At 64.5% G+C, this 6,493-nt stretch carries 4 protein-coding genes; all 4 read left to right on the forward strand.

Translation table 11 applies throughout. The features are described 5' to 3' along the window. Positions 1 to 92 precede the first annotated feature (92 nt). The 4 genes from lysS to QP413_RS06015 all read left to right on the forward strand — a co-directional run bounded on the left by lysS (position 93) and on the right by QP413_RS06015 (position 6,351). Entirely contained in the window at positions 93 to 1,640 is a 1,548-nt protein-coding gene (lysS, locus tag QP413_RS06000) for a lysine--tRNA ligase (RefSeq protein ID WP_012360925.1), read from the forward strand. Between the two features lie 193 nt (positions 1,641 to 1,833). Then, the gene (locus QP413_RS06005) at positions 1,834 to 3,234 is read left to right on the forward strand and encodes an acyl-CoA dehydrogenase family protein (protein ID WP_070760034.1); all 1,401 of its coding nucleotides are present in this window, start codon (positions 1,834 to 1,836) and stop codon (positions 3,232 to 3,234) included. A gap of 65 nt (positions 3,235 to 3,299) precedes the next feature. Next, positions 3,300 to 4,505 carry an acyl-CoA dehydrogenase family protein gene (locus QP413_RS06010; RefSeq protein WP_012360923.1) on the forward strand — a complete coding sequence of 402 codons (1,206 nt, stop codon included), beginning with the start codon at positions 3,300 to 3,302 and terminating at the stop codon, positions 4,503 to 4,505. Positions 4,506 to 4,743: 238 nt separating this feature from the next. Further along, the gene (locus tag QP413_RS06015) at positions 4,744 to 6,351 is read left to right on the forward strand and encodes an inorganic phosphate transporter (protein WP_012360922.1); all 1,608 of its coding nucleotides are present in this window, start codon (positions 4,744 to 4,746) and stop codon (positions 6,349 to 6,351) included. Positions 6,352 to 6,493: the final 142 nt, after the last annotated feature.

Raw genomic sequence — 6,493 nt, forward strand, 5'->3', positions numbered from 1 at the left:
GAACCGCTCACGGGCGTGTACCGGCGATGCAGTAGTCTGGTGGGGTGACTACAAAGAATCCATCCACCAGCAATGATGAAATCCCCGAGCAGATGCGCGTTCGCCGCGAGAAGCGCGAGCGCATCCTTGACGAGGGCCGTCAGGCTTATCCAGTAGAAGTTCCCAGGACTCACTCGCTGGCGGAGGTTCGTCAGCAGTGGGCAGTTAAGCCCAAGGAGGACGATCCGGAGGCTGCGGAGAAGCTCGCCGCTCTTCCGGAGGGGGCGACTCTCCTCGACGTCGGTGAGGAAACGGACAGCGTCGTCGGCGTGGCTGGCCGCGTGATGTTCGTCCGCAACACCGGCAAGCTGGCCTTCGCCACCCTGCAGGACGGCGACGGCACCCAGCTGCAGGTTATGCTCTCCCAGGCAGAGATCGGCGCGGAAGCACTGGACCGCTGGAAGGCGGAGGTCGACCTGGGCGACATCGTCTTCGCCAAGGGGCGCGTGATCTCCTCCCGCCGCGGTGAGCTTTCCGTCATGGCCCAGGAGTGGACCATGGCCGCCAAGGCGCTGCGCCCGCTGCCGGTCGCGCACAAGGAGATGAGCGAGGACGCCCGTGTGCGTCACCGCTACACCGACCTGATCATGCGGGAGGAAGCCCGCAAGAACGCCATGACCCGCATCAAGGTGATGCGCGCCCTGCGCCACGCCCTGGAGCGTCGTGGCTTCAACGAGCTCGAGACCCCGATGCTGCAGACCCTGCACGGCGGTGCCGCGGCTCGTCCGTTCGTGACCCACTCCAATGCGCTGGATATCGACCTCTACCTGCGCATCGCGCCGGAGCTGTACCTCAAGCGCGCCGTCGTCGGTGGTCTGGACCGCGTCTTCGAAATCAACCGCAACTTCCGCAATGAGGGCATCGACCGCTCCCACAGCCCGGAGTTCGCGATGCTGGAGACCTACCAGGCGTACGGGGACTACAACACCGCTGCGACGATGACCCGCGAGGTCATCCAGGAGGTCGCCGAGGAGGTCTTCGGCACCACCAAGCTGACCATGCACGACGGCACCGAGTACGACCTCGGCGGCGAGTGGCCGGTCATCGAGGTCTACCCGTCTCTGAATAAGGCGCTGGCCGAGAAGTTCCCGGATCAGCCGGAGGTCACCGTCGACTCCACCGTCGAGGAGCTCAAGGCACTCGCGAAGGTCATCGGCCTGGAGGTCCCGAAGGACGGCGGCTGGGGCCACGGCAAGCTCGTCGAGGAGATCTGGGAGTTCCTGTGCGAGGACCAGCTGTGGGGCCCGGTGTTCGTCTACAACTACCCGGTCGAGACCTCCCCGCTGGTGCGCCAGCACCGCACCGAGCGCGGCGTGACCGAGAAGTGGGACCTCTACCTGCGCGGCTTCGAACTGGCGACGGGCTACTCCGAGCTGGTTGACCCGGTCATCCAGCGCGAGCGCTTCGAGGACCAGGCACGCCTGGCTGCGGGTGGCGACGATGAGGCCATGGTTCTCGACGAGGACTTCCTGCAGGCGATGGAGCAGGGCATGCCGCCGACTGCCGGTACCGGCATGGGTCTGGACCGCTTGCTGATGGCCTTCACGGGCCTTGGCATCCGCGAGACCGTGCTCTTCCCGTTGGTGAAGCCGGAGAAGTAATCTTCCTCTCGGCTGCATAAAGCCACACACCGCCCATGGTGTGTGGCTTTCTTTATGGCATTCCGCGGAAATTGTGATCTGCGCCATGTTGCCAAGTTATGATTAATAAGATCATTATCCGCACATGGTGATGCTCGGCGGATCGCAACGAGCGATGCGTAGGGCACCTCTACTGAAAGGTGGCTACCAGACAATGAGCGACTCCAAGAAGCTCAACGACTCCACCCCGGGGCTGAACAACGTCAAGCGTGACGCCATTGGTGTCGTTATGCGGGCGCTGTCTCGTTTCACTGGTTCCGACTTCGCAGAAAAGTACAACCTCAACAAGGCCGTCGACCGCGCTGCCTACGAGACCGCCAAGGGCGGCATCCGTACCGCCGGCGCGATGAACCGCCAGTTCAAGCGCATCAAGGGCTCCGGCGACCCGGTCCGCCTCCCGAAGCAGAACGAGGGCGACGTCCAGCAGTTCGAGCCGGGCAAGGCGCCGTTCGACCTGAACCCGACCGAGGACCAGCAGATGATCCTCGACGCGGTGCGCGAGTTCGCCATCGAGCGCCTGCGTCCGGCTGCTGCGGAGGCCAACGACGAGTCCAAGCCGACCGAGGGGCTGCTCGACACCGCCGCTGAGCTCGGCATCGCTCTCGTGAACCTCCCGGAGGAGTTTGAGGGCATCGCCAGCGCATCCGGCGCCAGCACCAACGCCCTCATCGCCGAGGCTCTCGGCTTCGGCGACATGGGCCTGGCCGTCTCCATCCTCGCCCCGGCAGGCGTGGCCAACACCATCACCAACTACGGCGACGACGCCCAGCAGAAGACTTACCTGCCGTCCTTCTCCGGCGAGTCCGTCCCACCGGCAGCCGTCGTGGTCTCCGAGGCCCGCCCGATGTTCGACGCCTTCGAGCTGCAGACCACCGCGAAGCTGGAGGGCGACGAGGTCGTCCTCAACGGTGTGAAGACCATGGTCCCGAACGCCGCAGAGTGCGAGCTCTTCGTCATCGCTGTCGAGCTGGACGGTGTGAACACCTTCGTCATCGTCGAGTCCGGCGCCGAGGGCCTCGAGGTCGAGTCCGACCCGTCCATGGGCCTGCGCGCCGCAGCCCTGGGCCGCGTGATCCTCAAGGACGTCCGCGTCCCGGCCGCCAACCTCCTGGGTGGCGCGAACCTCTCCGACACCGACCGCACCGAGCAGTACGCGGAGATTATCCGCCGCTCCCGCCTGGGTTGGGCCGCACTGGCCTCCGGTACCGGCGAGGCCATCCTCGAGTACACCAAGAAGTACGTCAACGAGCGTGAGGCCTTCGGCGAGCCGATCTCCCACCGCCAGGCAGTGGCCTTCATGGTCGCCAACCTCCGCATCGAGCTCGACGGCCTGCGCCTGATCATGCTGCGCGGCGCATCCCGCCTCGACCAGGGCCTGTCCTACCACCGCGAGGCCGGCCTTGCTCGCCGCTACGCATCCGACAAGGGCATGGTCATGGGCCTGGACGGCGTCCAGCTGCTGGGTGGCCACGGCTACACCAAGGAGCACCCGGTTGAGCGCTGGTACCGCGACATGCGCGCGATCGGCGTTGCTGAGGGCGTCGTCGTCATCTAACCCGCCATAACAACGACTTTTGGCATCTACGCACAACACAGTCCCGAGAGCAGAGGAAAAAGATCATGCTTAATCTGGAACTTCCCAAGCGTCTGAAGGCGGGCGCCAACCAGGCACACCAGGCGGCCGCACAGATTTTCCGCCCCATCTCCCGCAAGTACGACCTCAAGGAACACGAGCGCCCGGTCGAGCTCGACACCATGGCCGCCCTCGTTGAGGGCGCCGCTGACGGTGGCGTGGCCATGGCCGGCGCTACCAGCAGCCGTGGGGATAAGAAGCAGGACACTGGCGTGAAGAACGGCGGCAACATGGCTGCCGCCCTGAACGTCATGGAGACCTGCTGGGGCGACGTCGGCCTGACCCTGTCCATCCCGTACCAGGGTCTGGGCAACGCAGCCGTCGCCGCCGTCGCGACCGACGAGCAGCTCGAGCGCTTCGGCAAGATCTGGGCCGCCATGGCCATCACCGAGCCGCAGTTCGGCTCCGACTCCGCAGCCGTCGCCGCGACCGCGAAGCTGGACGGCGACGAGTACGTCCTGAACGGCGAGAAGATCTTCGTCACAGCCGGTGAACGCTGCACCCACGTGGTCGTCTGGGCCTCCGTGGACAAGTCCGCAGGCCGCGCAGCTATCAAGTCCTTCGTCGTCCCGCGCGACACCCCGGGCTTCGAGCTGGTCCGCCTCGAGCACAAGCTGGGCATCCGCTCCTCCGACACTGCGCACTTCATCCTCGACAACGTGCGCATCCCGAAGGACAACCTGCTTGGCTCCCCAGAGGTGGACACCAAGAAGGGCTTCGGCGGTGTCATGGCCACCTTCGACAACACCCGCCCGCTGGTCGCAGCGATGGCCGTTGGTGTTGCACGTGCCTCCCTGGAGCGCCTGCGCGAGGTCCTCACCGACGCTGGCGTGAAGATCGACTACGACGCACCGGCCTGGAACCAGTCCGCCGCCGCGTCCGAGTACATCCGCCTCGAGTCCGACTGGGAGGCGGCCTACCTGCTGACCATGCGCGCAGCATGGATGGCGGATAACAAGAACCCGAACTCCAAGGAAGCCTCCATCTGTAAAGCGAAGGCAGGCCGCATGGCGACCGACCTGACCCTGCGCGCCGTGGAGCTCGCCGGTGCCTACGGCTACTCCGAGCGCGACCTGCTGGAGAAGTGGTCCCGCGACTCCAAGATCCTCGACATCTTCGAGGGCACCCAGCAGATTCAGCAGCTCATCGTCGCTCGCCGCGAGCTGGGCCTGAGCTCCGCTGAGCTGAAGTAAGCGCCGACCGAGCTTTCCGCGACCCCTGAATAGCCCCGTTACCAGCAAGGATTCTCGCTGGTAACGGGGTTATTTCTGTGCCGGGGTTAATGCCCACCCCCTAACGGAAATCATGGGCTTTAGAAAAGTCCGGGAGCAAGGCAAAATGTGTAATGCCTGGGATCTCTCCGAAAACGCTGGGAGTCCCGTGAAGCGTCTTATTTGTAACTGTTTGATTTACGAGTTAGGTCAGCACTGAATGTCTCAACCGGAGACCAAAGCCCCCATTAACGGGAGCGCAGCAGGACAAGAAAACGACTTCTGGTGGCACACCATCTTTGGGGGGCTGCTGCTCATCGCCGTACTCGCACTCACCTGGTGGTCCGTGGACCTCATGCCGGAGTCCGCGAACATCGGGATCCTGATCGTCACGATCTTCTTCGGAATGTTCATGGCGTTCAACATCGGCGGTAACGACGTCGCGAACTCCTTCGGTACCTCGGTCGGCGCGAAGACGCTGACCATCAAGCAGGCGCTGCTCATCGCCGCCGTCTTCGAGGTCGGTGGCGCGCTGATCGCCGGCGGTGACGTCACCGACACCGTCCGCTCCGGCATCGTCGACCTGGACGGCGTGGACCTCGACCCGCAGCACTTCGCCTACATCATGATGGCCGCCCTTCTCGGTGCGGCACTGTGGCTGCTGATCGCCACGCGCAAGGGCTGGCCGGTCTCCACCACCCACTCCATCATCGGCGGCATCGTCGGTGCCGCGGTGGCTCAGGGCATGGCCACGGGCACCGGTGGCCTGGAGATGGTCCAGTGGGGCAAGATCGGCGAGATCGCGATGAGCTGGGTGCTCTCCCCAGTGCTGGGTGGCCTGGTGGCCCTCCTCCTGTACTCCTTTATCAAGCGCCACGTACTGCGCTACAACGATGAAGTCGAGCACAAGATGCGCGAGATGCAGGAGCGCCGCAGCGAGCACAAGAAGCGCCACAAGGACCTCTTCTCCCGCCTCAATGAGGTGCAGCGCGTGGCCTATACCCAGACCATCGCCCGCGATGCCTCCGTCTACATCACCGGACGCGCGGAGCCGCAGAATCTGGAATCTGACTACTACCGCGAGCTTGTGGTCATCGATAAGGACGAGCGGGAGATCGAGGCGCACCGCGCCCTGGAGACCTGGGGTCCGTCGCTGGCCGCCATCGGCGCAATGATCATTACGGGCATGCTCTTGCTGAAGAGCCTGAGCAACATCTTCCCGAACATGACGAGCGCCATGGTCTTCGGCATCGTCGCAATTGTTGGCATCGCGGTGTTCCTCACCTTGCGCTCCTTCACCACCGGGCTGCGGCGCTACACCGTGGACCGCGCGACCTTCGTGATGTTCAGCTGGATGCAGGTCTTCACCGCTTCGGCTTTCGCCTTCTCCCACGGTTCCAATGACATCGCGAATGCGGTGGGTCCCTTCGCAGCGATCTTCGACGTGTTGAAGACCGACGCCATCAACGCGACCGCCCCGGTGCCGATGGCGTTGATGCTCGCCGCCGGTGTGGCTCTGATCTCCGGCCTGTGGTTCATCGGCCGCAAGGTGATCGAGACGGTCGGCACGGGGCTGACCCACATTCACCCGGCCTCCGGCTTCGCCGCTGAGCTCGCTGCTGCGGGTGTGGTGATGGCCGCGTCCATCTCCGGCCTGCCGGTGTCCTCTACGCACATCCTGATCGGTGCGGTGCTGGGCGTGGGGATCGTCAACCGCGCCGCCAACTGGCGCCTGATGAAGCCGATCGCCCTGGCCTGGATCATCACGATCCCGGCTGCCGCGCTGATCGGCGCCGTGGGCGTCCTGGTGATCGGCTGGATCTTCTAAGAGCAGAAGAGCCAAGGAGCCGCAGAGCCGTAGAACAAAAGCACACAGAAGCGCCCCGGGTGGAGAATGAACTAGCCCCCGAAAGTTGGACTGGTTTAATTCTAGGCGGTGAGGGGTTCAAGGGTCTGATTCCGATATTGCA

The sequence above is a fragment of the Corynebacterium sp. UMB4614 genome, from assembly GCF_030217065.1.
Classification (GTDB): domain Bacteria; phylum Actinomycetota; class Actinomycetes; order Mycobacteriales; family Mycobacteriaceae; genus Corynebacterium.